Below are 21734 nucleotides of genomic sequence, written 5' to 3' on the forward strand. Positions count from 1 at the left end.
CGATCGAGCGCATCGGTGGCGCCGCTCACGGTTAGTCCTCCGCGCTGGCGTCGTCGAAGCCGATCAGGTTCCAGCTCTGGCGCATATGCGGCGGCATCGGAGCGGTGACGTCGATGACGCCCTTGTCCGGGTGCGGGATAATGATGCGGCGCGCGTGCAGATGCAGGCGGTTTTGAATGCCGCCAGGAAAATCCCAGTTGGTGTCGGCCTCGAAGTATTTCGGGTCGCCGATGATCGGGCAGCCGATATGGGCGGCATGGACGCGAAGCTGGTGTGTGCGGCCGGTATAAGGTTCCATCTCCAGCCAGGTCATGGTCTGCGCCGCCTGCTCGATAATGCGATAATAGGACACGGCATGGTCGGCGCCTTTTTCGCCGTGCGCGGCAATGCGCACCCGGTCGCCGTCCGGCGTAGCCTCCTTGATCAGCCAGGTCGAGATCTTGTCCTCGCGCTTGGGCGGCACGCCCTTGACCAGCGCCCAGTAGGTCTTCTTGGTTTCCCGCGCCCGGAACGCCTCTGAAAGCTTCATCGCGGCCAGCCTGGTGCGGGCCACCACCAGCACGCCCGACGTGTCGCGGTCGAGCCGGTGCACCAGCCGCGGCTTCTCGCCTTTCTGGCTGCGCCAGGCTTCCAGCATGTCGTCGACATTGCGGGTAACGCCGGAGCCGCCCTGAACGGCGAGGCCCGCCGGCTTGTTGAAGACGAAGACCTTGGGATCCTCGTGGATCAGCATCTTGGCGAGCACATCGGCGTCGCCCTGGTTGCGGATCGAGTGGCCGGTGAGCGCACTCTCGCCCTTCTTGTCCACCTCGAGCGGCGGAACGCGGACCATCTGCCCCGGCTCGACGCGGGTGTCGGCCTTGACCCGGCCGCCATCGACGCGGATCTGGCCGGAGCGCAGCAGCTTCTGTAGATGGCCGAAGCCAAGGCCCGGGAAATGCGTCTTGAACCAGCGATCGAGCCGCATGCCCGCCTCGCCGGCCTCCACAGTGATCTGTTCAACGCCTGCCATGTCTTCTTCGCTTATCCGTTTCCCGAGCAGGGCTCTTGGCCTGCGCTTGGCGCGGCAATAACATTATGAAACGGTTCTTGCGAGCCAAAGTCCCAGAAACAGGGCAATGATCGCGCCAACGACGCTGGCAAGCGCATATCCGAATGCCGGCAGTGTCGAGCCTCGTTCCCACAGGGCGGCGAAGTCGAGCGAAAAGGCGGAGAAGGTGGTGAAGCCTCCGAGAATGCCGGTAGCAACGAACAGCCTGACCTCATCGGACCCTCCGCGACGCGCAAGGATGGCGATGAACAGCCCCATCGCAAACGAGCCGACGATGTTGATCGCCATCGTGCCCCAGGGATAGTTGGGACCGACGAGGCGCAGCGCGCCCATGCTGGTCAGATGGCGGATGCCGGCGCCGATGCCGCCGCCGACGGCTACGAGAAGCAGATTGAACATAGAACTTTACTGCCCCCGCGAGGACGCCGGCGTCAATCCCTTGAGCGAGGTGACGCAGCTTCGGGATGGCAGAGATAGTCGACCTATCAAGAACCGGGCTTCCAACTCACGTAGCGCAATCACTGCCGTGACGCATTCAGGATACTGCCGGCTCCGCCGGCAGTATCGACAGATCTTCAACTTAGGTGGTTTCGACCTTCTTTGGCTTTGTCGAGCCAATCATCTTCCAGTTCTTGTAGAACATCGAGTTGATGCGCTCGACGCTCACCGAGACGACCGCAAGCATGCCAGCGATCAGGCGGGGCACCGGGGATGGCCTGATAATATCCATGAACACGCAGTAGCGGCGGCCATCATACTCGTTGACCGAGCGATGCAGCAGCGTGTCGTCGAAAATGAACTGCGGATTGTCGTACCAGTAGTTCTTGACGTTGCCGCATTCGACGAAAATCTCCGCTTTCACCGGGATCAGATTGTAGAGGATACGCAGGCTGAGCCGCAGCGGTCCGAAATGCCAGGAGGTCGATTCGCGCTTGCTGAAGACGGAAACGGCAATCGTTTTGATGTATTTGAAGTCCTTGTTGAATTCCTCGACGTTGTCGATCCTGTGCTTGCCGTACCACTGGTAGACATACATGCCGCGCCGGCCGGCGCCGAAATTGGCGTCGATGTCGGCGATGATCTCATCTTTGCGCGCCTTGAAGATATCAAGGACCTCATTGACCTCACGCTGGTAGTCGGCGGGAAACTGCTCCAGCTTCCACACGCCCGGATTTCTGTAGCACAGGAGATCGACCAGCAGGTTGAAGGGCGACAGCAACCAGGTGAAGAGCCCGTTGCCAAGGAAGTAGCCACTGAACAGCGCCAAATCCTTCCTGTCGTTGCGCAACACGTCGATCAGACCACAGACGATGAAGATCGTCGTCAGGATGGGGATGAAATAGAAACCAAGGGCGAGAAGCGGGATGGCAATGGCGAATTTGCGAAGGGATTTGCGAAGGGTTTTTGTCATTTTTCCACGCGCGAAGCGCGATCCTGTTGCGAATGAGGTGCCCAATCATGGCAACGGCCACCGCCCGACCGTGCGCCTTGATAAGGTTTTTTGGGTCACCGCACAACGGCCATGGTGTCTGGCCCGGCTGGTTGCCTGGTGGAGTTTGCCGGGCGTCAATGCACTGCCGGCAAGCCAAGCTCGTCCCATTTGTCCCTGGCCACGGGATCGCCGACTAGAAATTCAAAGCCAATGACGCTTTCGCCGTCCTTGGCGAGCTGGCATTTGAACTTCAGACTGTACCAGTTTTTACGGCTGCGAAAGGCCGCACCATTAGCGGCGATCGTCGTGCCGGTGATCTTCTCCTCCGCGGTCGCGTAGGGCACCACCCGCTCCGGCTGGAAATCCGCATGCCATTGGCGGATTTGGTCCATGGCCTCCAGATTGCAAAGCTGCACCATGCGCTCATCGGATGCGAAGGTCTTGAGATCGGCGCGGGCCTGCTTGCTGCGCGGATCGGCAAGGGTCTTGGCCGACAGCATCCGCGTTGGGCGGATCATGGCGGGCGTGGCGGGAAATCGAGGAGCGCTTGGAGCAGGCGCCGGTGCCTCGGGCATGGGTACGCGGGGTGCCTCCTCGATGGGAGGTGCGGGCGGCCTTGTCAACCTCGAATTGCTGTGGCGTCAGGATGGCGACCGACACGCGCTCCTCCTCTGGCCCGCTCGAGCGCTTCGGCGATGGTAACAACATAACGCTGGCGGCGAGCAGCCCATGCAGGAGAACCGAAGTGGAAATCCCCCAGGGCGAGGCCTCGTTTCGCACTGACAAGGCCACCGGGCTCCGCAAGCCGGCTATTCCCGCTCTTTGCGCAGCTTTGCCCAGTAGTCGAGCCGCTTCCTGATGTCGCGCTCGAAACCACGCTCGGGCGGATCGTAGAAGGTCTGGCGGCCCATCTTTTCCGGAAAATAATCCTGGCCTGAAAAGGCATCTGGCTCATCATGGTCGTAGCGGTAGCCGGCGCCGTAATCCTCTTCCTTCATCAGCTTGGTCGGCGCGTTGAGAATGTGCTTCGGCGGCAGCAGCGAGCCATGTTCCTTGGCGGCCCGCGTGGCAGCCTTGAAGGCAGTGTAAACGGCATTGGATTTGGGCGCGGTGGCGAGATAGACGGTGGCCTCGGCAAAGGCGAGTTCGCCCTCCGGAGAGCCGAGATAGTCATAGGCATCCTTGGCCGCGTTGGCGACGACCAGGGCCTGCGGATCGGCCAGACCAATGTCCTCCATCGCCATGCGAACCAGCCGGCGGCCGAGATAGAGCGGATCCTCCCCGGCATCGAACATGCGCGCGAGATAGTAGAGGGCGGCATCGGGATCCGAGCCGCGCACCGACTTGTGCAGGGCCGAGATCAGGTTGTAATGGCCGTCCTGGCCCTTGTCGTAGATCGGCGCACGGCGCTGGACGATGCGCTGAAGCCCTTCGGGATCGAATATCTCGCCCGGCTTGGCCGCGCGCCAGACCTCTTCTGCCAGGGTCAGCGATGCGCGTCCGTCGCCATCGCTCATACGAATGAGCATCGTGCGTGCTTCATCATCAAGCGGCAGCGCCCTGCCCTCCGCCTCCTCCGCCCGCGTCATCAGCTTGGCGATGCTGTCCTCACCCAGCGAATGAAAGACCATGACCCGCGCGCGCGACAACAAGGCCGCGTTGAGTTCGAAGGACGGGTTTTCGGTGGTGGCGCCCACCAGCACGACCGTCCCATCCTCCATGACGGGGAGGAATGAATCCTGCTGGGCGCGGTTGAAACGATGAATCTCGTCGACGAAGAGCAAAGTCTGGCGGCCGTTGGCACGGCGCAGCTTGGCCGCCTCGAACACTTTCTTCAGGTCGGCGACGCCGGAAAAGACCGCCGATATCTGCTCGAAGGCAAGGCTGGTCTCGCCGGCAAGCAGCCTCGCCACCGTGGTCTTGCCGGTGCCTGGCGGCCCCCAGAAGATCATCGATCCCAGCGAACCGGAGCCGATCAACCGGGTCAGCGCGCCATCGGGTCCCGTCAGATGTTCCTGGCCAACGACCTCCCCAAGATTCTTCGGACGCAGCCTGTCGGCCAGCGGCCGTCCGGGCGGCACCTTTTCCGGTTCGTCAACGCTGAACAGATCGGCCATGCACTTCCTCAGAGCAATTCCAGGAAAAGTGTGAAGCGGTTTTCCGTCCGGGATTGCGTCAAAACAAGGATATAGAGCAGGTCGGCGTTTTGGTGAAACGCCGACCTGCTCCAAGTTTGGAGCGCGATCCCTTCAGGGTCGAACTCAGTAACGCAAAACCTGGCGCAGTATCTGCCCGCCGCGCTCGACGGTAAAGCGCCACCAGCGCGTATCCTGCTGGGCTACCTGCGCCAGCACTGCGGCGGTGTCGATGGTGGTGCCGTTGACCTCGCGCACGATGTCGCCTGGCTGAAAGCCGAAATCGGCGGCCGGCGAATCGCGATTGATATCGATCACCGTCACACCCTTGAGGTCGGTACGCAAGCCAAGCTTCTGGGCAAGCCGCGGCGACAGTTCCGAGACCTTCGCGCCCGAGAACGGGCTGCGGCCATGCAGCGTCACTTCCGAGGCTTTTGCCCCCTCCGGCGCGCGCTCCAGCGCAATGTCCATCGCCGCTTGCTGACCCTTGGTCAGGATCGCGAAATTCGCCTTGGTGCCGATCGACAGTGTCGCCATGCGGTAGTCGAGCGCCTCGATGCTCTCGACCGGCTTGCCATTGATCTGCAGCACGACATCGCCCGGCTTCAGCCCTGCCTTGCCGGCGGGACCGGTCGCGTCGACCGAGGAGACCAGCGCCCCGGTCGGCTTTTCCATGCCGAGCGATTCAGCGATCTGCGGCGTCACCGCTTCGAATTCGGCGCCGATATAGGGCCGTTCGAAGAAATCGAGACCGGCCTTGGCGGCATCGGCGAAAGCCCGCACCATGTTGGCGGGGATGGCGAACCCGATGCCGATCGAGCCGCCGCTGCGGCTGTAGATGGCGGTGTTGATGCCGACCAGCTGGCCGCCCATGTTGATCAGCGCGCCGCCGGAATTGCCGGGATTGATGGCGGCGTCTGTCTGGATGAAATAACCCGAATCCGAAACGCCGATATGGCTGCGGGCAAGCGCGGAAACGATGCCGCTGGTGGTGGTCTGGCCAACACCGAACGGGTTGCCGATGGCCAGCACCAGGTCGCCGACCTCAAGCGCGTCGGAATCCCCGATGGCGATGACCGGGAACGGCTTGTCGGACTCGATCTTGAGCACGGCGAGATCGAGCGTTTCGTCCTTCAGCATCACCTTGCTGGTGAATTCGCGGCCGTCGGCGGTCGCCACCTTGACCTCGTCGGCATCCTTGATGACGTGGAAATTGGTGACGATGACACCGCTCGGATCGACGAGCACGCCCGAGCCGAGCGAAGACTGCGCACGCGGCTGGGCACGGCCGAAGAATTCCTCGAAGAATGGATCGCCTTCGAAAGGCGATGTCACCTTGGCGGTCTGCGAGGCATAGACGTTGACCACCGCGGGTGCCGTTTGCTTGACCAGCGGCGCGAATGAAAGCTGGACCTCCTCGCGGCCGAAAGGCACGCGCTTGTCCGGACCTGAAGTGGCATTCTCGCCTTCGACGCCATGCAGCAAGTCCGTCAACACATCGGAGAGGCCTGGATCGGCGGGCTTGGCGGCGTCTTCGGCCTGCGCCTGCCGAACTGCCGGTGCGGCTGCGAACACCATGAAGGCGCAGAGCAGAACAAGGGACAGTCTTTTGGCGCGCATTGCGAATCCTCCAAGCGAGTTCGGGCGCATTGTCCCGACGAATGTGCAAAATGAAAGGCTAAGCCGCTGAAATCCGATTTTTTAAGCAGTAAAAGCAGCTAAAGCTGAACCTGAAGCCGAAAACCTCGTCAGCTCACATGAAAAAACAACTCCTGTCATTCCGTGACTTTTTGAAGACCGGCAGCTTGGGGCCGATCCGCCCCGACATGACAATGGCCGAGATTGTCGAGGTGCTCGGCACGCCTGAGCATGCTGACCCGGACTTTTGGACGTTCGGAAAGCTCGAAATTTCCTTTGATATCGAGCCACCGCACCAGATGAACTGGTTTCAAATCGAAGAGGCCGGTTATCTCAAAGGCAAGTCGGAGACTGTCACCGATTGCTTTGCGCTTGCTCTAGATGGGCTCAGCGGAAAGACAAAGCCATCAGAGTTCCTGGGGGCCGGCCTTTGGCTTCCAGATCAGGCTAAAGTTTTCTACGCTACGTCTGGCCATGACATCGGGATGAATATCTGCGCCGGACTGATTCAGATTCATTTTCATGTGGCTACTGACTTCATCGGCGATCAGGACACCGAAGCGTATTTGGGCGCGTCCTCCACGTCGCAATCGATGAGGGAGATCGATTCTCGGGCCGTCCTCGACAGTATCTATTCTTACCCCAGCCCGAAGACTGAAGAGGTACCGGGCGCATTCAATTGGAAGCTGTTGAGTGGAAGCCAGTATCTGGCGCTTGCCAGCGGACGGTAAAACATCGGCAGACGTAAAAAGGGGCCCGCAGGCCCCTTCAATTCAATTCGGAAAGACCGAGCCTTATGCGGCCGCGGCATCCGCGTCGGTGGCTTCGGCTTCGATGCGGGCGCGATCGCCGGCGCCCTTGGCCGAGGTGTCGCGATCGACGAACTCGATGACCGCCATCGCGGCATTGTCGCCGTGACGGAAGCCGGCCTTCATGATGCGCAGATAGCCGCCGTTGCGGGTGGCATAGCGCGGGGCGATGGTGTCGAACAGGCGCTTGACGACGCCCTCATTGCCGATCTGCGCGATCACCTGGCGGCGCGCGTGCAGGTCGCCGCGCTTGCCGAGCGTCACCAGCTTCTCGACGATCGGACGCAGGTCCTTCGCCTTCGGCAAGGTGGTGACGATCTGCTCGTGCTCGAGCAGCGACACCGCCAGATTGGCGAACATCGACTTGCGGTGGCTTATGCTGCGGGCGAAGCGGCGGCCTTTGAAACCGTGGCGCATGGCTCTTTTCCTTCTTCAGTTGTTCAAGAGGCCACGGCCTCCGAGGGTTTTCCGCATGACCGTCGGATCGAGCGGCTCACGCCGCCGATCCTTGGAATTCATGCTCAATATTGGTCTTCGTAACGCTTGGCGAGGTCTTCGATGTTTTCCGGCGGCCAGTCCGGCACTTCCATGCCGAGGTGCAGGCCCATCGCCGCCAACACTTCCTTGATCTCGTTGAGCGACTTGCGGCCGAAGTTCGGGGTGCGCAGCATCTCGGCTTCGGTCTTCTGGATGAGATCGCCGATATAGACGATGTTGTCGTTCTTCAGGCAGTTGGCCGAACGCACCGAAAGCTCGAGTTCGTCGACCTTCTTGAGCAGCGCCGGGTTGAAGGCGAGCTCGGTGACGGCTTCGGCGGCGACTTCCTTCTGCGGCTCGTCGAAGTTGACGAACAGGCCAAGCTGGTCCTGCAGGATGCGGGCGGCGAAAGCCACCGCGTCCTCGCCCGAGATCGAACCGTCGGTCTCGATGGTCATGGTCAGCTTGTCATAGTCGAGAACCTGGCCCTCGCGGGTGTTCTCGACCTTGTAGGAGACCTTCTTCACCGGCGAATAGAGGCTGTCCACCGGGATCAGGCCGATCGGCGCGTCCTCGGCGCGGTTGCGCTCGGCAGGCACGTAGCCCTTGCCGGTGTCGACGGTGAATTCCATGCGGATTTCAGCGCCTTCGTCCAGCGTGCAGATGACGTGGTCGGGGTTGAGGATCTCGACGTCGCCAACCGTCTGGATGTCGCCGGCAAGAACCGCACCCGGGCCCTGCTTGCGAACGACCATGCGCTTGGGGCCATCGCCTTCCATGCGGATTGCGATTTCCTTGATGTTCAGGACGATGTCGGTCACGTCCTCGCGCACGCCGGCGATGGACGAGAATTCATGCAGAACACCGTCGATCTGCACGGCGGTGACGGCCGCCCCGCGCAGCGAAGACAGAAGCACGCGGCGGAGCGCGTTGCCAAGCGTCAGACCAAAGCCACGCTCGAGCGGCTCGGCGACCAGCGTGGTCAGCGTCTTCTTCTTCGACGAGAACTCGATCTTGTTCGGCTTGATCAGTTCCTGCCAATTTTTCTGGATCATGATGCTTTCCTTCCGTTGACCCGCCACCATCCAATCGTGGCGGGCGACCTGGAATACCGTGGAGGAACGCCCTTGGGCGCTCACGCGGCGTTCGATAAATTGCTTAGACGCGGCGCTTCTTGCGCGGGCGGCAGCCATTGTGCGGGATCGGCGTCACATCACGGATCGAGGTGATGGTGAAGCCGGCCGCCTGCAGGGCGCGCAGCGCCGATTCACGACCGGAGCCCGGTCCGCAGACCTCGACTTCGAGCATGCGCATGCCGTGTTCCTGGGCCTTCTTGGCAACGTCCTCGGCAGCCATCTGGGCGGCGAACGGGGTCGACTTGCGCGAACCCTTGAAGCCCTGGGCACCGGCCGACGACCAGGCAATCGAATTGCCCTGCGCGTCGGTGATGGTGATCATCGTGTTGTTGAAGGTCGAATTGACGTGGGCAACGCCCGACGAAATGTTCTTGCGTTCGCGACGGCGAACACGAGCGGCTTCCTTGGCCATGATAGTCCTTTCAGTTGATCTCTACACCGCCGTAATGCCAGCGGCTCCACCTGGAAAAGTGAATAGTGAATTAGTGAGTAGCGATGACGTCCTCACCACCCACTACCAGCCACTCACTCTTATTACTTCTTCTTGCCGGCGATCGACTTGGCCGGGCCCTTGCGGGTACGTGCATTGGTGTGCGTGCGCTGGCCGCGAACCGGCAGCGAGCGGCGGTGACGCAGGCCGCGGTAGCAGCCAAGGTCCATGAGCCGCTTGATGTTCATCGACACTTCGCGGCGCAGGTCGCCTTCGACCTGATAGTCGCGGTCGATGGTCTCGCGGATCTGCAGCACCTCCGCATCGGTCAGCTGGTTGACGCGGCGCTCGGCCGGGATGCCGACCTTGTCGACGATCTCCTGGGCGAACTTCTTGCCAATGCCGTGAATGTACTGAAGCGCGATGACAACGCGCTTGTTGGTCGGAATGTTGACGCCGGCTATACGAGCCATATCTTCTCTTCTCCATGTGGGCCGGACAAGCCGGCATTATTCAGATTGCCCCGCGTCCGGTGGAGGCCGGCCCTTGCGGGAGTTTCCAGTTCAAAGCGACTGCCCTGCCCTTGCGGACAGGCAAAGCGCGCATCTGATAGGAAGACGGGCCGCCATACCGCAGCAAGTCGTCTCCGTCAAGCTTAATCTTTAAATTCCCCTACCGCGCCTTCTCGGCCGCCGCGAGAACGGCTTCAATCTCGGCGGTTACCGCGTCGATACTGGCCATGCCGTCCACAGTCTTGAGCTTGCCCTTGGCGTAATAGTAGCCGGTCAGCGGAGCGGTCTTCTTGTAGTACTCCCGCAGCCGCTCTTCGAACACGGCGGGATTGTCGTCCTTGCGCACCGGCTGGCCGGCGGCCTTTGCATCATCGGCGCGCTTGACGATTCGACCAACCAGGGCCCTGTCGTCGACGACCAGTTCGATGACGGTGTCGAGACCAATGCCGCGCTCTGAAAGCATCGATTCAACCGCATCCGCCTGCACCAGCGTGCGCGGATAGCCGTCGAGGATAAAACCCTTGGCGCAGTCAGCCTGATCGATACGCTCGGCGACGATGGCGTTGACGATGGCGTCGGACACCAGCTCGCCGGCATCCATCACCGCCTTGGCACGCTTGCCGACCTCGGTACCGGCCTGAACGGCGGCACGCAGCATATCACCCGTCGAGAGCTGGGGTATGCCGTGTTTTTCTACCAGTCTTTGTGCTTGTGTCCCCTTGCCCGCTCCTGGCGGCCCAAGCAAAATCAACCTCATCTGGCTTTCTTCCCCCCGCGCAGCTTCGACTTCTTGATCAGGCCTTCATACTGGTGCGCGATCAGGTGACCCTGAATCTGCGCAACCGTATCGAGCGTGACACTGACCACGATCAGAAGCGATGTGCCACCGAGGTAGAATGGTACGCCAGTCGCCGAGATCAGGAACTCCGGCAGCAGGCACACCAGCACCAGGTAGATGGCGCCGACGACGGTGATGCGGGTAAGGACGTAATCAATATAGTCGGCGGTGCGCTCGCCCGGACGATAGCCAGGGATGAAGCCCGAATGCTTCTTGAGCTGGTCGGCGGTGTCCTTCGGGTTGAACACGATCGCTGTGTAGAAGAAGGCGAAGAACACGATCATCGCCGCATAGAATGCCATGTAGAGCGGCTGGCCGTGGCCAAGCGAGGCCAGGATGGTGCTGGCCCAGGCCGGCATGTTGGTCGTCTGCGAGAAGCCGGCGACGGTGGCCGGCAGCAGAAGCAGCGACGACGCGAAGATCGGCGGGATGACGCCCGAGGTGTTGAGCTTGAGCGGCAGATGCGAGGTATCGCCCTGGAACATGCGGTTGCCGACCTGGCGCTTCGGATACTGGATCAGCAGGCGGCGCTGGGCGCGCTCGAAGAACACGATAAGCGCTATGACGACGATGGCCAGCACGATGATCGCCAGGATCAGGCCGGTCGACAGGGCGCCGGTACGGCCGAGTTCCAGTGTGCCGGAAATGGCATGCGGCAAGCCGGCGACGATGCCGGAGAAGATGATCAGCGAAATGCCGTTGCCGATGCCGCGCGCTGTGATCTGCTCGCCCAGCCACATCAGGAACATGGTGCCGCCGACCAGCGTGACGACGGTGGAGATGCGGAAGAACATGCCGGGATCGCTGACGATGCCGTTGCCGTTCTCCAGTCCCACCGAAATGCCATAGGCCTGTACCAGCGCCAGGAGCACGGTGCCGTAGCGCGTGTACTGGTTGATGACCTTGCGGCCCTGCTCGCCTTCCTTCTTCAGCGCTTCCAGCGAGGGAATGACCGAGGTCATCAGCTGCATGATGATGGAAGCGGAGATGTAGGGCATGATGCCGAGTGCAAAGATCGCCATGCGCTGCACGGCACCGCCGGCGAACATGTTGAACATGCCGAGCACGCCCTTGCTCTGCGAGGAGAAGGCCTGGGCGAAAGCGTCGGGATTGATGCCGGGAAGCGGGATGTAGGTGCCGAGGCGATAGACGAGCAACGCGCCGATGGTGAACCAGATGCGTTTCTTAAGGTCCTCCGCCTTGGCGAAGGCCGAGAAATTCAGATTCGAGGCTAGTTGTTCAGCAGCCGAAGCCATGCCTGATTCTCCGCTTGGTAACGCTTGATGGCCCGTGAGGTCAGGCGGTGCGTTTCACCGAAGCTCACGAGATAAGCTCCGGGCTGTAAACATGCAAGCGGCCGCGTCGACGCGGCCGCTAAATTGAGCAGGTCAAAGCGCGATCGGAAGCAAAAACGGATACCACTCTTGCCGACCGCTCTTCAAATTGCCGTTACTCGGCGGGTGCCTTTTCCGGCAGCTTGACCGAACCGCCGGCCTTTTCGATCTTCTCGATCGCGGCCTTGGAGGCTCCGGCGACGTCGAAGGCGAGCTTGGCCTTGAGTTCGCCATCGGACAGCACGCGCACGCCATCCTTGACGCGGCGGATGACGCCGGCGGCGACAAGCGCCTCGGCCGTCACGGTCGCCTTGACGTCAAGCTTCTTGGCATCGACGGCTTCCTGGATACGGGCCAGCGAGACGACGGTGAAGCTCTTGGCGAAGATGTTGTTGAAGCCACGCTTCGGCAGACGCCTGTAGAGCGGCATCTGGCCACCCTCGAAGCCGTTGACGGCGACGCCGGAGCGCGCCTTCTGGCCCTTGACGCCGCGACCGGCTGTCTTGCCCGAGCCGGAGCCGATGCCGCGGCCGAGACGCTTCTTGGAGTGCGTCGCGCCGTCCTTGTCACGCAGATCATTGAGTTTCATCTGGGTTCTCCTGCGCTCTTGCTCAGCCCTCGTCCACGACGCGGACGAGATGCTGGACGGCAGCGATCATGCCGCGCACGGAAGGCGTATCTTCCAGCGTGCGCTGCTTGTGCATCTTGTTGAGGCCGAGGCCGACCAGCGTTGCGCGCTGTTCCTTCGGGCGGCGGATCGGCGAACCGATCTGCTCAACGGTGATGGTGTTGGTTGCTTTCTTGGCCATGGTCAAAATCCCTGGTCAGATCGACTATTCTTCAGCCGCAACGGCGGTGCCGCGGCGGGCCTGAAGGGTCGAATACTTGATGCCACGCGCGGCAGCCACATCCTTGGGATGCATCTGGCTCTTCAGCGCGTCGAAGGTGGCGCGAACCATGTTGTACGGGTTCGACGAACCCATCGACTTGGCAACCACGTCGTGCATGCCGAGCGTCTCGAAGACGGCGCGCATCGGGCCGCCGGCGATGATGCCGGTACCCTGCTTGGCAGCGCGCAGCAGAACACGGCCAGCGCCCCAACGTCCCTCGACGTCATGGTGCAGCGTGCGGCCCGAGCGCAACGGCACGAAGATCATGTCGCGCTTTGCGGATTCAGTTGCCTTGCGGATAGCTTCCGGCACTTCGCGCGCCTTGCCGTGACCAAAGCCAACGCGGCCCTTCTGGTCGCCGACGACGACGAGCGCGGCAAAACCAAAGCGACGGCCGCCCTTGACGACCTTGGCGACGCGGTTGATGTGGACAAGCTTGTCCACCATGCCGTCATCGCGTTCTTCACGATCGCGGCCGCGGCCGCCATCCCTACGTTCCTGTGCCATATCCTGTTCCTTGTTCTTTTCCGGAAGCACGGGTTGCTGATTGCCGGCGCCGCTTTGGGTCGCCGACGGTGAAAATCATTTCTTCCCTTGCATGATCTTATCCGAAAAGTCTGCAACTTTTCGGGGTCATGCTTAGAAGCTGAGACCGCCTTCGCGGGCCGCTTCAGCCAGCGCCTTGACGCGGCCGTGATAGATGTAGGCGCCGCGATCGAAGACGACTTCCTTGACGCCAGCCTTGGTGGCGCGCTCGGCGATCAGCTTGCCGATCGCAGCGGCGGCAGCAGTGTCAGCGCCGGTCTTGAGCGAACCCTTGAGATCCTTCTCGAGCGTCGAGGCGGCGGCAATGGTGTGGCCCTTGGCGTCGTCGATGACCTGGACGTAGATGTTCTTAGACGTGCGATGAACCGACAGACGCGGACGCTCGCCGGCGACTTTCTTGATCTGACGGCGCACGCGCTGCGCGCGGCGCTGGATGGATTCCTTGATAGCCATGATAGTTCCTTGCCTTCAAAAAACAGGGGCCGCCATATGCGGTAGGCGAAGCGCCTCCCGCGACCGCTCCCCGCGGCGTTAACTTCCGTGGCTTGGTCCCTGTCCGAAAAGTCTGCAACTTTTCAGGACCAAGCCGACTACTTCTTCTTGCCTTCCTTGCGGACGATCTTCTCGCCAGCGTAGCGGACGCCCTTGCCCTTGTAGGGCTCGGGACCGCGGTATTCGCGGATTTCCGCTGCGACCTGGCCGACCTGCTGCTTGTCGATGCCGGCCACGGTGATTTCGGTCGGCTTCGGCACGGTGATCGTGATGCCGGCCGGCGTCTCGTAGACGACATCATGGCTGAAGCCAAGGGCCAGTTGCAGGTTCTTGCCCTGCAAGGCGGCGCGATAGCCGACGCCGGTGATCTCGAGCTTCTTCTCGAAACCGTCCTTCACGCCCTGCAGGATGTTGACGATCTGCGTGCGCGACATGCCCCACTTGGAGCGGGCGGTCTTGGTCTGGTCGCGAGGCTGGACAGCGATTTCGCTGCCTTCCATCTTGACCAGGACTTCGTCGTTCACCACGAACTTCAGCTCGCCCTTGGGGCCCTTCGCCGTCACGGTCTGGCCATTGACGGTCGCGGTCACGCCCTGCGGCAGCGAAACGGGTTTCTTTCCAATACGAGACATCAGGTTGTCCTCGTCACTTCTCTTGTTTCAGGTCTCTGTCTTCGGGAACGATCCGAAGACCGAATTCCACGTGCGGTAAGCTGCCGGATCAGAAGATCTGGCAGAGGATCTCGCCGCCGACGTTCTGTTCGCGTGCTTCATGGTCGGCCATCACGCCCTTCGGTGTCGAAAGGATGGCAATGCCGAGGCCGTTGGCAACGTGCGGAATCGACTTGGCCGAGACGTAAACGCGGCGGCCGGGCTTCGAAACGCGGGCGATTTCGCGCACGACCGGGGCACCGTCGAAATACTTCAGCTCGATTTCGATCTCGGACTTGCCGTTGTCGAAATCGGTCTGGCTGTAATCGCGGATATAGCCTTCAGCCTTCAGCACGTCGAGGACGCGGGTGCGCAGACGCGAGGCCGGCGTCGAGACACTCGACTTCTTGCGGCCATAGGCGTTGCGGATGCGGGTCAGCATATCGCCGAGAGGATCGCTCAATGACATGTTATGTCCTCCTTACCAGCTCGACTTGACCAGGCCCGGGATCTGGCCGTTATTGCCGAGGTCCCGAAGCGCGATGCGCGATACTTTGAGCTTGCGATAGTAGGCACGCGGGCGGCCGGTGACTTCGCAGCGGTTGCGGATGCGGATTTTGGCCGAGTTGCGCGGCATGGCGGCAAGCTTGAGCTGAGCGCGGAAGCGCTCTTCCATCGGCTTGGATTGATCCATGATGATCGCCTTGAGCGCAGCGCGCTTGGGACCGTACTGGTCGGCAAGCTTGCGGCGCCTGTTGTTCTTCTCGACTGAGCTGGTCTTTGCCATTTCAGATTTTTCCTTTTCTCGCTGCCGTTACTGGCGGAAGGGGAAGTTGAAAGCCTTGAGCAAAGCCCTGGCTTCGTCGTCCGTCTTCGCAGTCGTACAAACGATGACGTCCATGCCCCAGATCTGATCAACCTTGTCGTAGTTGATCTCCGGGAACACGATGTGCTCCTTGATGCCCATGGCATAGTTGCCACGGCCATCGAAGCTCTTGGGGTTCAGTCCGCGGAAGTCGCGGACGCGCGGCAGCGCGATGTTCACGAGGCGGTCGAGGAACTCGTACATGCGTTCCTTGCGCAGCGTGACCTTGGCGCCGATCGGCATCTTCTCGCGAACCTTGAAGCCCGCGATCGAATTGCGGGCGCGGGTGACGACGGCCTTCTGGCCGGCGATCATCGCCAGGTCCTCGGCCGCGACCGAAGGCTTCTTCGAATCGGCGGTCGCTTCGCCCACACCCATGTTCAGCACGATCTTGTCGAGGCGCGGAACCTGCATCTCGTTGTCGTAGCCGAACTGCTCCTGCAGCGCCTTGCGGATGGTCTCGTTGTAGACCTGCTTGAGGCGCGGCGTGTTGTTGGCAGTCGCCTGCTTGGTTTGAGCCTTAGCCATTGATGACTTCTCCCGAGCGCTTGGCGACGCGCACCTTCTTGCCGTCCTTCTGGAAGACGAAACCGACGCGGGTCGGCTTGCCATCCTTCGGGTCGGCCAGCGCGATGTTCGACAGCTGGATCGGCGCTTCCTTGGTGATGATCCCGCCCTCTTGGGACTGGGACTGCTTCTGGTGACGACGGATCATGTTGACGCCGCGCACCAGCGCGGTGTCATCCTTCGGCTGAACCGAGAGGACTTCGCCCGAACGGCCCTTGTCCTTGCCAGCCAGCACGACGACCTTGTCGCCTTTTCTAATCTTTTGCATTGGTCCGGCTCCTTACAGCACTTCAGGCGCGAGCGAGATGATCTTCATATGGTTCTTGGCGCGAAGTTCGCGCGGAACCGGTCCGAAGATACGCGTGCCGATCGGCTCTTTCTTGTTGTCGACGAGAACGGCCGCGTTCTTGTCGAAACGGATCACGCTGCCGTCCGGGCGGCGGATGTCCTTGGCCGTGCGAACCACGACCGCCTTCATCACATCGCCCTTCTTAACGCGGCCGCGCGGAATGGCTTCCTTGATCGACACCACGATGATGTCGCCCACGGAAGCGTATTTCCGCTTCGAGCCGCCCAGCACCTTGATGCACATGACACGACGCGCGCCGGAATTATCCGCCACGTCGAGGTTTGTTTGCATCTGAATCATGACTGGCCGCCTTCTTCTTTTCTAACGGGATGGGCTCGAAGCCCCTCCCCGGTCTGTCCAAAATTCGTTTGTTTACGCCTGATCCGAGGATACGACGATCCAGCGCTTATCCTTGGAAATCGGCTTCGATTCCTGGATGAACACCTGATCGCCGACCTTGTGGGCGTTGTTCTCGTCGTGCGCCTTGTACTTCTTGGTCATGCGCACGGTCTTCTTCATCACGGGATGCGTGAAGCGCCGTTCGACCTTGACGACAACCGTCTTCTCGTTCTTGTCGCTGACGACGGTGCCCTGCAGAATGCGCTTTGGCATGGTTTTCGTCCTTAAGCCTTCTTGGCCGCGGACTTTTCCGCAGCGATGGTCTTGATACGCGCAATGTCCTTGCGAACCTGCCTCACGCGCGCGGTCTTCTCGAGCTGGCCGGTGGCCTTCTGGAAGCGCAGGTTGAACTGCTCCTTCTTCAGGCTGGCCAGGTCGTCGGTCAGCTGGTCCTGGGTCTTGGTCCGGATGTCTTCGGCTTTCATGATCAGCCCGTCCTTATTCTGCGATGCGCTGTACGAAGCGCGTCCTGACCGAGAGCTTGGCCGCGCCGAGACGCAGCGCCTCACGGGCGGTTTCTTCATTGACGCCGTCGATCTCGAACATGATGCGGCCCGGCTTGACGCGCGCCGCCCAGTAATCGACCGCGCCCTTGCCCTTGCCCATGCGGACTTCGGTCGGCTTCGAAGTGACCGGCACGTCCGGGAAAATGCGGATCCAGACGCGGCCGGCACGCTTCATTTCGCGAGTGATCGCGCGGCGGGCCGCCTCGATCTCACGCGCGGTGACGCGGTTCGGCTCAAGCGCCTTCAGCCCGAAACCACCGAAATCCAGGTTGGTGCCGCCCTTTGCGGTACCATGGATACGGCCCTTGAACTGCTTGCGGAACTTTGTGCGCTTTGGCTGCAGCATCGTTCTAACTCCAAATTCCTAAATGTCTCAGGCGTTTTCGCGACGACGACCGCGTTCGCGATCACCACCACCGCCATGCGCGGCATCACCCTCGGTCGCGCGACGTTCCGAAGCCATCGGATCGTGCTCGAGGATCTCGCCCTTGAATACCCAGACCTTGACGCCGCAGATGCCATACGCCGTGTTCGCCTCGGCCGTACCGTAATCGACATCGGCGCGCAGCGTATGCAGCGGCACGCGACCTTCACGGTACCATTCCATACGCGCGATCTCGGCGCCGCCAAGACGGCCGGCGCAGTTGATGCGGATGCCTTCGGCACCGAGGCGCATGGCCGACTGCACGGCACGCTTCATGGCGCGGCGGAACGCGATACGGCGCTCGAGCTGCTGGGCGATCGACTGGGCGACCAGGGTCGCGTCGATTTCCGGCTTGCGCACTTCAACGATGTTGAGGTGCGTCTCGGACTTCGTCATCTCCATCAGCTTCTTGCGAAGCTTCTCGATGTCGGCGCCCTTCTTGCCGATGATCAGACCCGGGCGCGCGGCATGGATGGTGACGCGGCACTTCTTGTGCGGACGCTCGATCACGACCTTCGAGATCGCGGCCTGCTTGAGTTCCTTCTCAAGATACTTGCGGATCTTGATGTCCTCATGCAGCAGCTTGCCGTACTCGCCGGTGTTCGCGAACCAGCGCGAATCCCAGGTGCGGTTGATGCCGAGGCGAAGACCGATCGGATTGACTTTCTGGCCCATTATGCGGCCTCCCCTTTTTCTTCGACTTCACGAACGACGATCGTGAGGTGCGAGAACGGCTTCTCGATACGGCTGGCGCGACCACGGCCACGAGCGTGGAACCGCTTCATGACGATCGACTTGCCGACATAGGCTTCCGCCACCACCAGCGCATCGACATCGAGGTCGTGGTTGTTTTCCGCGTTGGCGATTGCCGATTCCAGCGTCTTCTTGACCGTGCCGGAAATCCGCTTGGCCGAGAATTCGAGATCGGAAAGCGCTGTCGCGACCTTCTTGCCGCGGATCAGCGCGGCAACCAGGTTCAGCTTCTGCGGGCTGATACGGATCGTGCGCAACACGGCGCGCGCTTCGTTGTCAGCAAGCCTGCGCGGAGCTTTGGCCTTGCCCATGATTATTTCCTCTTCGCCTTCTTATCCGCGCCGTGACCGTAATAGGTCCGGGTCGGAGCGAATTCACCGAACTTGTGACCGACCATGTCCTCGTTCACCGAAACGGGAACATGCTTCTGGCCGTTGTAGACACCGAAGGTGAGGCCGACGAACTGCGGCAGGATGGTGGAGCGACGGCTCCACATCTTGATCACCTCATTGCGACCGCCTTCACGAACCTTGTCTACCTTCTTGAGAAGGTAGCCGTCGATGAAGGGGCCTTTCCAAATAGAACGAGTCACTTGGCGTTACCTCTTCTTAGCTCTTGCGCTGATGGCGCGAGCGCAGGATGAACTTGTCGGTCGCCTTGTTGGACCGCGTCTTCTTGCCCTTGGTCGGCTTGCCCCACGGGCTGACCGGATGACGGCCACCGGAGGTGCGGCCTTCACCACCGCCATGCGGGTGGTCGACCGGGTTCATGGTCACGCCGCGATTGTGCGGACGCTTGCCACGCCAAACCGTGCGGCCGGCCTTGCCGTCGTTGATGTTGCCGTGGTCCGGATTGGACACGGCACCGACGGTGGCCATGCAGGAGCCGTGAACGACACGCTGCTCGCCCGAGTTGAGGCGCAGGATCGCCATGCCCTGGTCACGGCCGACCAACTGGCCGTAACCACCTGCCGACCGGGCGACCTGGGCGCCCTTGCCCGGCTTCAGCTCGATGTTGTGGACGATGGTGCCGACCGGCATCGAGGCCAGCGGCATCGCATTGCCCGGCTTCACGTCGACCGCTTCGCCAGCCACGATCTTGTCGCCGGGAGCCAGACGCTGCGGAGCGATGATGTAGGACAGCTCACCATCATCATACTTGATCAGTGCGATGAAGGCCGTGCGGTTCGGATCGTATTCAATGCGCTCGACCGTGCCGACAACGTCGAACTTGCGACGCTTGAAGTCGATGATGCGGTACGAACGCTTGTGGCCACCACCGATGAAGCGGGCGGTGATACGGCCGTGGTTGTTGCGGCCGCCCGACTTGGTCAGACCCTCGGTCAGGCCCTTCACGGGCTTGCCCTTGTAGAGGCCCGAGCGGTCGACGATGACCAGCTGGCGGGTGCTAGGCGTTACCGGGTTGAATTTTTTCAGTGCCATTGTTGTTGTCCTCGCGGCCTTGCTCAGAGACCCGTCGCGACGTCGATCGACTGGCCGTCGGCCAGCGTCACGATCGCCTTCTTGACGTCGCTCTGGCGGCCGATCGTGCCGCGGAAGCGCTTGATCTTGCCCTTGCGGACAAGCGTGTTCACGGCCATCACCTTGACGCCGAACAGCGCTTCGACGGCGGCCTTGATTTCGGGCTTCGACGCCTTCTTGGCGACGTTGAAGACGACCTGGTTCTGCTCGGAGGCCATGGTCGACTTTTCAGTGATCGCCGGCGAGACGATCACGTCGTAGTGACGAAGGTCGGTCATTTAAAGCGCTCCTCGAGAGCCTCGACGGCGGCCTTCGAAAGGACCAGCGTGCCGCGGCGCAGAATGTCGTAGACGTTGATGCCCTGGATGGGCAGCACGTCGATGTTGGGGATGTTGGTGGCTGCCAGCTTGAAGTTCTTGTCAAGCTCGGCGCCGCCAATCACCAGGGCGTTGGTCAGGCCCAGCGTCGCGAAATTCGCGATCAGCGCCTTGGTCTTGGCCTCGGTCAGCTTCAGCTCGTCGATGATGATGATCGACGCGCTCTTGGCCTTGGCCGAAAGGGCATGCTTGAGGCCGAGCGCACGAACCTTCTTGGGCAGTTCATGCTCATGGCTGCGAACGACCGGTCCGTGGGCCTTGCCGCCGCCGCGGAACTGCGGAGCGCGTGCGGAGTGGTGACGGGCGCGGCCCGTACCCTTCTGCTTGTACATCTTGGCACCGGTGCGCGCGATTTCGGCGCGGCCCTTGGCCTTGTGCGTGCCCTGCTGCTTCTTGGCAAGCTGCCAGCGCACGACGCGCTGCAGGATGTCCTCGCGCGGATCAAGGCCGAAAATTCCGTCGGAAAGTTCCACCTTGCCGGCGTCTTTGCCGCCGAGCGTTGTGATCTTGAGATCCATTATTCCGCTCCCTCTGTGGCCGGAGCCTCGTTCTTAGCAGCTGCCGCAACGGCGCGGATCGCGGCGGGCTTCGGCGCATTGGCCGGCAGTGCCACCTTGGCCGCGTCGCGGACCAGGATCCAGGCGCCCTTCGATCCGGGAACCGCACCGCGGATCAGGATCAGGCCGCGGTCGGCATCGGTCGAAACGACCTCGACATTCTGTGTCGTCACGCGGGTGTCGCCCATGTGACCAGCCATATGCTTGCCCTTGAACACCTTGCCCGGGTCCTGGCGCTGACCGGTCGAGCCGTGTGTACGGTGCGAGACCGAGTTACCGTGGGTCGCGCGGCCACCACCCATGTGGTGGCGCTTGATGACGCCCTGGAAACCCTTGCCAATCGTCGTGCCCGTCACATCGACCTTCTGGCCGGCGACAAAATGGTCGACGGTGATCTCGGCGCCGACGTCGATCATGTTGTCGGCGGAGACGCGGAACTCGGCGACCTTCGCCTTCGGCTCGACGGAGGCGGTCGCGAAATGGCCGCGCATCGCCTTCGACGTGTTCTTCACCTTGGCGAGGCCAACGCCGAGCTGAACGGCGGTGTAGCCATTCTTCTCCTGCGTGCGCTGTGCCACGACCTGGCAGTTCTCCATCTGGAGAACGGTGACGGGAACATGTTCCCCGGCATCATTATAGATGCGGGTCATTCCCACCTTCTTTGCAATCACACCTGAACGCATCGGTTCAATTCCTTTAGAGTTCCGGGCCAGGGGCACCGCCCCTTACCGCGCTCTCATTCCCTTAGAGCTTGATCTCGACGTCGACGCCGGCGGCCAGATCGAGCTTCATCAAAGCATCGACCGTCTGCGGGGTCGGATCGACGATGTCGAGCAGACGCTTGTGCGTGCGCATCTCGAACTGCTCGCGGCTCTTCTTGTCGACGTGGGGCGATCGGTTGACCGTGAACTTTTCGATCCGCGTCGGCAGCGGAATGGGGCCGCGGACGTTTGCCCCGGTGCGCTTGGCCGTCGACACGATTTCCTTCGTCGAGGCGTCGAGCACGCGGTGATCAAACGCCTTCAGGCGGATGCGGATATTCTGTCCGTTCATGCGTCACTTCCTTGTTCTGGCGCGGCGCGGGCA

At 61.7% G+C, this 21734-nt stretch carries 34 protein-coding genes; 1 reads left to right on the forward strand and 33 read right to left on the reverse strand.

Annotated elements, in window-relative coordinates; all coding sequences use genetic code 11:
• Nucleotides 1–31 precede the first annotated feature (31 nt).
• The 6 genes from FJ943_RS07185 to FJ943_RS07210 form a co-directional block, all read right to left on the reverse strand.
• Entirely contained in the window at nt 32–1012 is a 981-nt protein-coding gene (locus tag FJ943_RS07185) for an RluA family pseudouridine synthase (RefSeq protein ID WP_015317967.1), read from the reverse strand.
• Nucleotides 1013–1075: 63 nt separating this feature from the next.
• Nucleotides 1076–1450 carry a fluoride efflux transporter CrcB gene (gene crcB / locus FJ943_RS07190; RefSeq protein WP_140664338.1) on the reverse strand — a complete coding sequence of 125 codons (375 nt, stop codon included), beginning with the start codon at nt 1448–1450 and terminating at the stop codon, nt 1076–1078.
• Between the two features lie 181 nt (nt 1451–1631).
• Nucleotides 1632–2462 carry an aspartyl/asparaginyl beta-hydroxylase domain-containing protein gene (locus FJ943_RS07195; protein ID WP_140619545.1) on the reverse strand — a complete coding sequence of 277 codons (831 nt, stop codon included), beginning with the start codon at nt 2460–2462 and terminating at the stop codon, nt 1632–1634.
• Nucleotides 2463–2617: 155 nt separating this feature from the next.
• Nucleotides 2618–3058 (reverse strand): DUF930 domain-containing protein, encoded by a 441-nt coding sequence (locus FJ943_RS07200; RefSeq protein ID WP_246671840.1) that lies wholly within the window; start codon nt 3056–3058, stop codon nt 2618–2620.
• Nucleotides 3059–3292: 234 nt separating this feature from the next.
• Nucleotides 3293–4600: a replication-associated recombination protein A gene (locus tag FJ943_RS07205; protein ID WP_015317971.1), complete on the reverse strand. Its 1308-nt coding sequence runs from the start codon at nt 4598–4600 to the stop codon at nt 3293–3295.
• A 144-nt stretch (nt 4601–4744) separates the two neighbouring features.
• A complete protein-coding gene (locus FJ943_RS07210; protein ID WP_140720525.1) occupies nt 4745–6238 on the reverse strand; it encodes a DegQ family serine endoprotease in 1494 nt (497 codons plus the stop codon).
• A 137-nt stretch (nt 6239–6375) separates the two neighbouring features.
• On the opposite strand from FJ943_RS07210, the gene FJ943_RS07215 reads away from it, so the two are divergent.
• Nucleotides 6376–6987, forward strand: a complete 612-nt coding sequence (locus tag FJ943_RS07215) for a hypothetical protein (protein WP_140720527.1) — start codon at nt 6376–6378, stop codon at nt 6985–6987.
• Nucleotides 6988–7050: 63 nt separating this feature from the next.
• Here the strand turns inward: FJ943_RS07215 and rplQ are convergent, their stop codons facing one another.
• From rplQ to rpsJ, 27 genes are all read right to left on the reverse strand, one after another.
• Nucleotides 7051–7482 (reverse strand): 50S ribosomal protein L17, encoded by a 432-nt coding sequence (gene rplQ, locus FJ943_RS07220; RefSeq protein ID WP_015317974.1) that lies wholly within the window; start codon nt 7480–7482, stop codon nt 7051–7053.
• Between the two features lie 104 nt (nt 7483–7586).
• Nucleotides 7587–8597 (reverse strand): DNA-directed RNA polymerase subunit alpha, encoded by a 1011-nt coding sequence (locus tag FJ943_RS07225; RefSeq protein ID WP_006205443.1) that lies wholly within the window; start codon nt 8595–8597, stop codon nt 7587–7589.
• Between the two features lie 103 nt (nt 8598–8700).
• Nucleotides 8701–9090 carry a 30S ribosomal protein S11 gene (gene rpsK / locus FJ943_RS07230; protein WP_006205444.1) on the reverse strand — a complete coding sequence of 130 codons (390 nt, stop codon included), beginning with the start codon at nt 9088–9090 and terminating at the stop codon, nt 8701–8703.
• A gap of 122 nt (nt 9091–9212) precedes the next feature.
• On the reverse strand, nt 9213–9581 hold the full coding sequence (gene rpsM / locus FJ943_RS07235) for a 30S ribosomal protein S13 (RefSeq protein ID WP_006205445.1): 369 nt from the start codon (nt 9579–9581) through the stop codon (nt 9213–9215).
• Between the two features lie 199 nt (nt 9582–9780).
• The gene (locus FJ943_RS07240; RefSeq protein WP_015317975.1) at nt 9781–10377 is read right to left on the reverse strand and encodes an adenylate kinase; all 597 of its coding nucleotides are present in this window, start codon (nt 10375–10377) and stop codon (nt 9781–9783) included.
• Nucleotides 10374–11714: a preprotein translocase subunit SecY gene (gene secY / locus FJ943_RS07245; RefSeq protein ID WP_015317976.1), complete on the reverse strand. Its 1341-nt coding sequence runs from the start codon at nt 11712–11714 to the stop codon at nt 10374–10376. Before secY ends, FJ943_RS07240 begins: the two co-directional genes overlap by 4 nt.
• Before the next feature lie 193 nt (nt 11715–11907).
• Nucleotides 11908–12381, reverse strand: coding sequence for a 50S ribosomal protein L15 (rplO, locus tag FJ943_RS07250; RefSeq protein ID WP_140720528.1), 474 nt, complete (start codon nt 12379–12381; stop codon nt 11908–11910).
• Between the two features lie 22 nt (nt 12382–12403).
• Nucleotides 12404–12601, reverse strand: coding sequence for a 50S ribosomal protein L30 (gene rpmD / locus FJ943_RS07255; RefSeq protein ID WP_140720530.1), 198 nt, complete (start codon nt 12599–12601; stop codon nt 12404–12406).
• Between the two features lie 24 nt (nt 12602–12625).
• Nucleotides 12626–13189, reverse strand: a complete 564-nt coding sequence (gene rpsE, locus FJ943_RS07260; protein WP_006333394.1) for a 30S ribosomal protein S5 — start codon at nt 13187–13189, stop codon at nt 12626–12628.
• A gap of 132 nt (nt 13190–13321) precedes the next feature.
• Nucleotides 13322–13681: a 50S ribosomal protein L18 gene (gene rplR, locus FJ943_RS07265; RefSeq protein WP_015317978.1), complete on the reverse strand. Its 360-nt coding sequence runs from the start codon at nt 13679–13681 to the stop codon at nt 13322–13324.
• A gap of 137 nt (nt 13682–13818) precedes the next feature.
• Complete coding sequence (rplF, locus tag FJ943_RS07270) at nt 13819–14352, reverse strand: 50S ribosomal protein L6 (RefSeq protein ID WP_013895694.1); 534 nt, start codon at nt 14350–14352, stop codon at nt 13819–13821.
• An 88-nt stretch (nt 14353–14440) separates the two neighbouring features.
• On the reverse strand, nt 14441–14839 hold the full coding sequence (rpsH, locus tag FJ943_RS07275) for a 30S ribosomal protein S8 (RefSeq protein WP_006205453.1): 399 nt from the start codon (nt 14837–14839) through the stop codon (nt 14441–14443).
• A gap of 12 nt (nt 14840–14851) precedes the next feature.
• Nucleotides 14852–15157: a 30S ribosomal protein S14 gene (gene rpsN, locus FJ943_RS07280; RefSeq protein WP_013895695.1), complete on the reverse strand. Its 306-nt coding sequence runs from the start codon at nt 15155–15157 to the stop codon at nt 14852–14854.
• 27 nt (nt 15158–15184) lie between these two features.
• Complete coding sequence (gene rplE, locus FJ943_RS07285; RefSeq protein ID WP_023773630.1) at nt 15185–15763, reverse strand: 50S ribosomal protein L5; 579 nt, start codon at nt 15761–15763, stop codon at nt 15185–15187.
• Nucleotides 15756–16070, reverse strand: a complete 315-nt coding sequence (gene rplX, locus FJ943_RS07290) for a 50S ribosomal protein L24 (protein ID WP_015317981.1) — start codon at nt 16068–16070, stop codon at nt 15756–15758. Before rplX ends, rplE begins: the two co-directional genes overlap by 8 nt.
• Before the next feature lie 12 nt (nt 16071–16082).
• The gene (gene rplN / locus FJ943_RS07295) at nt 16083–16451 is read right to left on the reverse strand and encodes a 50S ribosomal protein L14 (RefSeq protein WP_006205457.1); all 369 of its coding nucleotides are present in this window, start codon (nt 16449–16451) and stop codon (nt 16083–16085) included.
• Between the two features lie 72 nt (nt 16452–16523).
• Nucleotides 16524–16763 carry a 30S ribosomal protein S17 gene (gene rpsQ / locus FJ943_RS07300; protein WP_010909280.1) on the reverse strand — a complete coding sequence of 80 codons (240 nt, stop codon included), beginning with the start codon at nt 16761–16763 and terminating at the stop codon, nt 16524–16526.
• Nucleotides 16764–16774: 11 nt separating this feature from the next.
• The gene (gene rpmC / locus FJ943_RS07305) at nt 16775–16975 is read right to left on the reverse strand and encodes a 50S ribosomal protein L29 (protein WP_006205459.1); all 201 of its coding nucleotides are present in this window, start codon (nt 16973–16975) and stop codon (nt 16775–16777) included.
• 13 nt (nt 16976–16988) lie between these two features.
• Nucleotides 16989–17402: a 50S ribosomal protein L16 gene (gene rplP / locus FJ943_RS07310; RefSeq protein WP_006205460.1), complete on the reverse strand. Its 414-nt coding sequence runs from the start codon at nt 17400–17402 to the stop codon at nt 16989–16991.
• 27 nt (nt 17403–17429) lie between these two features.
• Nucleotides 17430–18155, reverse strand: coding sequence for a 30S ribosomal protein S3 (gene rpsC / locus FJ943_RS07315; RefSeq protein ID WP_013895697.1), 726 nt, complete (start codon nt 18153–18155; stop codon nt 17430–17432).
• On the reverse strand, nt 18155–18544 hold the full coding sequence (rplV, locus tag FJ943_RS07320) for a 50S ribosomal protein L22 (RefSeq protein WP_010909277.1): 390 nt from the start codon (nt 18542–18544) through the stop codon (nt 18155–18157). Before rplV ends, rpsC begins: the two co-directional genes overlap by 1 nt.
• Before the next feature lie 2 nt (nt 18545–18546).
• The gene (gene rpsS, locus FJ943_RS07325; protein ID WP_015317982.1) at nt 18547–18825 is read right to left on the reverse strand and encodes a 30S ribosomal protein S19; all 279 of its coding nucleotides are present in this window, start codon (nt 18823–18825) and stop codon (nt 18547–18549) included.
• Nucleotides 18826–18841: 16 nt separating this feature from the next.
• Nucleotides 18842–19675, reverse strand: coding sequence for a 50S ribosomal protein L2 (rplB, locus tag FJ943_RS07330; RefSeq protein WP_015317983.1), 834 nt, complete (start codon nt 19673–19675; stop codon nt 18842–18844).
• 23 nt (nt 19676–19698) lie between these two features.
• Complete coding sequence (locus FJ943_RS07335) at nt 19699–19992, reverse strand: 50S ribosomal protein L23 (RefSeq protein WP_010909275.1); 294 nt, start codon at nt 19990–19992, stop codon at nt 19699–19701.
• Complete coding sequence (gene rplD, locus FJ943_RS07340) at nt 19989–20609, reverse strand: 50S ribosomal protein L4 (protein ID WP_015317984.1); 621 nt, start codon at nt 20607–20609, stop codon at nt 19989–19991. The genes FJ943_RS07335 and rplD overlap by 4 nt, the downstream gene beginning before the upstream one ends.
• Complete coding sequence (rplC, locus tag FJ943_RS07345; protein WP_015317985.1) at nt 20609–21331, reverse strand: 50S ribosomal protein L3; 723 nt, start codon at nt 21329–21331, stop codon at nt 20609–20611. Before rplC ends, rplD begins: the two co-directional genes overlap by 1 nt.
• Before the next feature lie 61 nt (nt 21332–21392).
• Nucleotides 21393–21701, reverse strand: a complete 309-nt coding sequence (gene rpsJ / locus FJ943_RS07350) for a 30S ribosomal protein S10 (RefSeq protein ID WP_010909272.1) — start codon at nt 21699–21701, stop codon at nt 21393–21395.
• Nucleotides 21702–21734 lie beyond the last annotated feature (33 nt).

Origin of the sequence: Mesorhizobium sp. B2-3-10 (assembly GCF_006442275.1) — a bacterium.
Classification (GTDB): domain Bacteria; phylum Pseudomonadota; class Alphaproteobacteria; order Rhizobiales; family Rhizobiaceae; genus Mesorhizobium; species Mesorhizobium australicum.

What these genes read in the sequence shown, in the direction of transcription:
- rplN (WP_006205457.1), bottom strand. Translation starts at nt 16,451, where the DNA reads ATGATTCAGATGCAAACAAACCTCGACGTGGCGGATAATTCCGGCGCG.
- rplD (WP_015317984.1), bottom strand. Translation starts at nt 20,609, where the DNA reads ATGGATCTCAAGATCACAACGCTCGGCGGCAAAGACGCCGGCAAGGTG.
- rpsE (WP_006333394.1), bottom strand. Translation starts at nt 13,189, where the DNA reads ATGGCACAGGAACGTAGGGATGGCGGCCGCGGCCGCGATCGTGAAGAA.
- rpsN (WP_013895695.1), bottom strand. Translation starts at nt 15,157, where the DNA reads ATGGCAAAGACCAGCTCAGTCGAGAAGAACAACAGGCGCCGCAAGCTT.
- rplO (WP_140720528.1), bottom strand. Translation starts at nt 12,381, where the DNA reads ATGAAACTCAATGATCTGCGTGACAAGGACGGCGCGACGCACTCCAAG.
- FJ943_RS07215 (WP_140720527.1), top strand. Translation starts at nt 6,376, where the DNA reads ATGAAAAAACAACTCCTGTCATTCCGTGACTTTTTGAAGACCGGCAGC.
- rplR (WP_015317978.1), bottom strand. Translation starts at nt 13,681, where the DNA reads ATGGCTATCAAGGAATCCATCCAGCGCCGCGCGCAGCGCGTGCGCCGT.
- FJ943_RS07240 (WP_015317975.1), bottom strand. Translation starts at nt 10,377, where the DNA reads ATGAGGTTGATTTTGCTTGGGCCGCCAGGAGCGGGCAAGGGGACACAA.
- rpmD (WP_140720530.1), bottom strand. Translation starts at nt 12,601, where the DNA reads ATGGCCAAGAAAGCAACCAACACCATCACCGTTGAGCAGATCGGTTCG.
- rplB (WP_015317983.1), bottom strand. Translation starts at nt 19,675, where the DNA reads ATGGCACTGAAAAAATTCAACCCGGTAACGCCTAGCACCCGCCAGCTG.
- FJ943_RS07200 (WP_246671840.1), bottom strand. Translation starts at nt 3,058, where the DNA reads ATGCCCGAGGCACCGGCGCCTGCTCCAAGCGCTCCTCGATTTCCCGCC.
- rpsQ (WP_010909280.1), bottom strand. Translation starts at nt 16,763, where the DNA reads ATGCCAAAGCGCATTCTGCAGGGCACCGTCGTCAGCGACAAGAACGAG.
- rplE (WP_023773630.1), bottom strand. Translation starts at nt 15,763, where the DNA reads ATGGCTAAGGCTCAAACCAAGCAGGCGACTGCCAACAACACGCCGCGC.
- FJ943_RS07335 (WP_010909275.1), bottom strand. Translation starts at nt 19,992, where the DNA reads ATGACCGACCTTCGTCACTACGACGTGATCGTCTCGCCGGCGATCACT.
- rplF (WP_013895694.1), bottom strand. Translation starts at nt 14,352, where the DNA reads ATGTCTCGTATTGGAAAGAAACCCGTTTCGCTGCCGCAGGGCGTGACC.
- FJ943_RS07195 (WP_140619545.1), bottom strand. Translation starts at nt 2,462, where the DNA reads ATGACAAAAACCCTTCGCAAATCCCTTCGCAAATTCGCCATTGCCATC.
- rplX (WP_015317981.1), bottom strand. Translation starts at nt 16,070, where the DNA reads ATGCAAAAGATTAGAAAAGGCGACAAGGTCGTCGTGCTGGCTGGCAAG.
- rpsK (WP_006205444.1), bottom strand. Translation starts at nt 9,090, where the DNA reads ATGGCCAAGGAAGCCGCTCGTGTTCGCCGTCGCGAACGCAAGAACATT.
- crcB (WP_140664338.1), bottom strand. Translation starts at nt 1,450, where the DNA reads ATGTTCAATCTGCTTCTCGTAGCCGTCGGCGGCGGCATCGGCGCCGGC.
- rplC (WP_015317985.1), bottom strand. Translation starts at nt 21,331, where the DNA reads ATGCGTTCAGGTGTGATTGCAAAGAAGGTGGGAATGACCCGCATCTAT.
- FJ943_RS07210 (WP_140720525.1), bottom strand. Translation starts at nt 6,238, where the DNA reads ATGCGCGCCAAAAGACTGTCCCTTGTTCTGCTCTGCGCCTTCATGGTG.
- rpsM (WP_006205445.1), bottom strand. Translation starts at nt 9,581, where the DNA reads ATGGCTCGTATAGCCGGCGTCAACATTCCGACCAACAAGCGCGTTGTC.
- rpsC (WP_013895697.1), bottom strand. Translation starts at nt 18,155, where the DNA reads ATGGGCCAGAAAGTCAATCCGATCGGTCTTCGCCTCGGCATCAACCGC.
- FJ943_RS07205 (WP_015317971.1), bottom strand. Translation starts at nt 4,600, where the DNA reads ATGGCCGATCTGTTCAGCGTTGACGAACCGGAAAAGGTGCCGCCCGGA.
- rplQ (WP_015317974.1), bottom strand. Translation starts at nt 7,482, where the DNA reads ATGCGCCACGGTTTCAAAGGCCGCCGCTTCGCCCGCAGCATAAGCCAC.
- rpsJ (WP_010909272.1), bottom strand. Translation starts at nt 21,701, where the DNA reads ATGAACGGACAGAATATCCGCATCCGCCTGAAGGCGTTTGATCACCGC.
- secY (WP_015317976.1), bottom strand. Translation starts at nt 11,714, where the DNA reads ATGGCTTCGGCTGCTGAACAACTAGCCTCGAATCTGAATTTCTCGGCC.
- rplV (WP_010909277.1), bottom strand. Translation starts at nt 18,544, where the DNA reads ATGGGCAAGGCCAAAGCTCCGCGCAGGCTTGCTGACAACGAAGCGCGC.
- rpmC (WP_006205459.1), bottom strand. Translation starts at nt 16,975, where the DNA reads ATGAAAGCCGAAGACATCCGGACCAAGACCCAGGACCAGCTGACCGAC.
- FJ943_RS07225 (WP_006205443.1), bottom strand. Translation starts at nt 8,597, where the DNA reads ATGATCCAGAAAAATTGGCAGGAACTGATCAAGCCGAACAAGATCGAG.
- rpsH (WP_006205453.1), bottom strand. Translation starts at nt 14,839, where the DNA reads ATGTCATTGAGCGATCCTCTCGGCGATATGCTGACCCGCATCCGCAAC.
- FJ943_RS07185 (WP_015317967.1), bottom strand. Translation starts at nt 1,012, where the DNA reads ATGGCAGGCGTTGAACAGATCACTGTGGAGGCCGGCGAGGCGGGCATG.
- rplP (WP_006205460.1), bottom strand. Translation starts at nt 17,402, where the DNA reads ATGCTGCAGCCAAAGCGCACAAAGTTCCGCAAGCAGTTCAAGGGCCGT.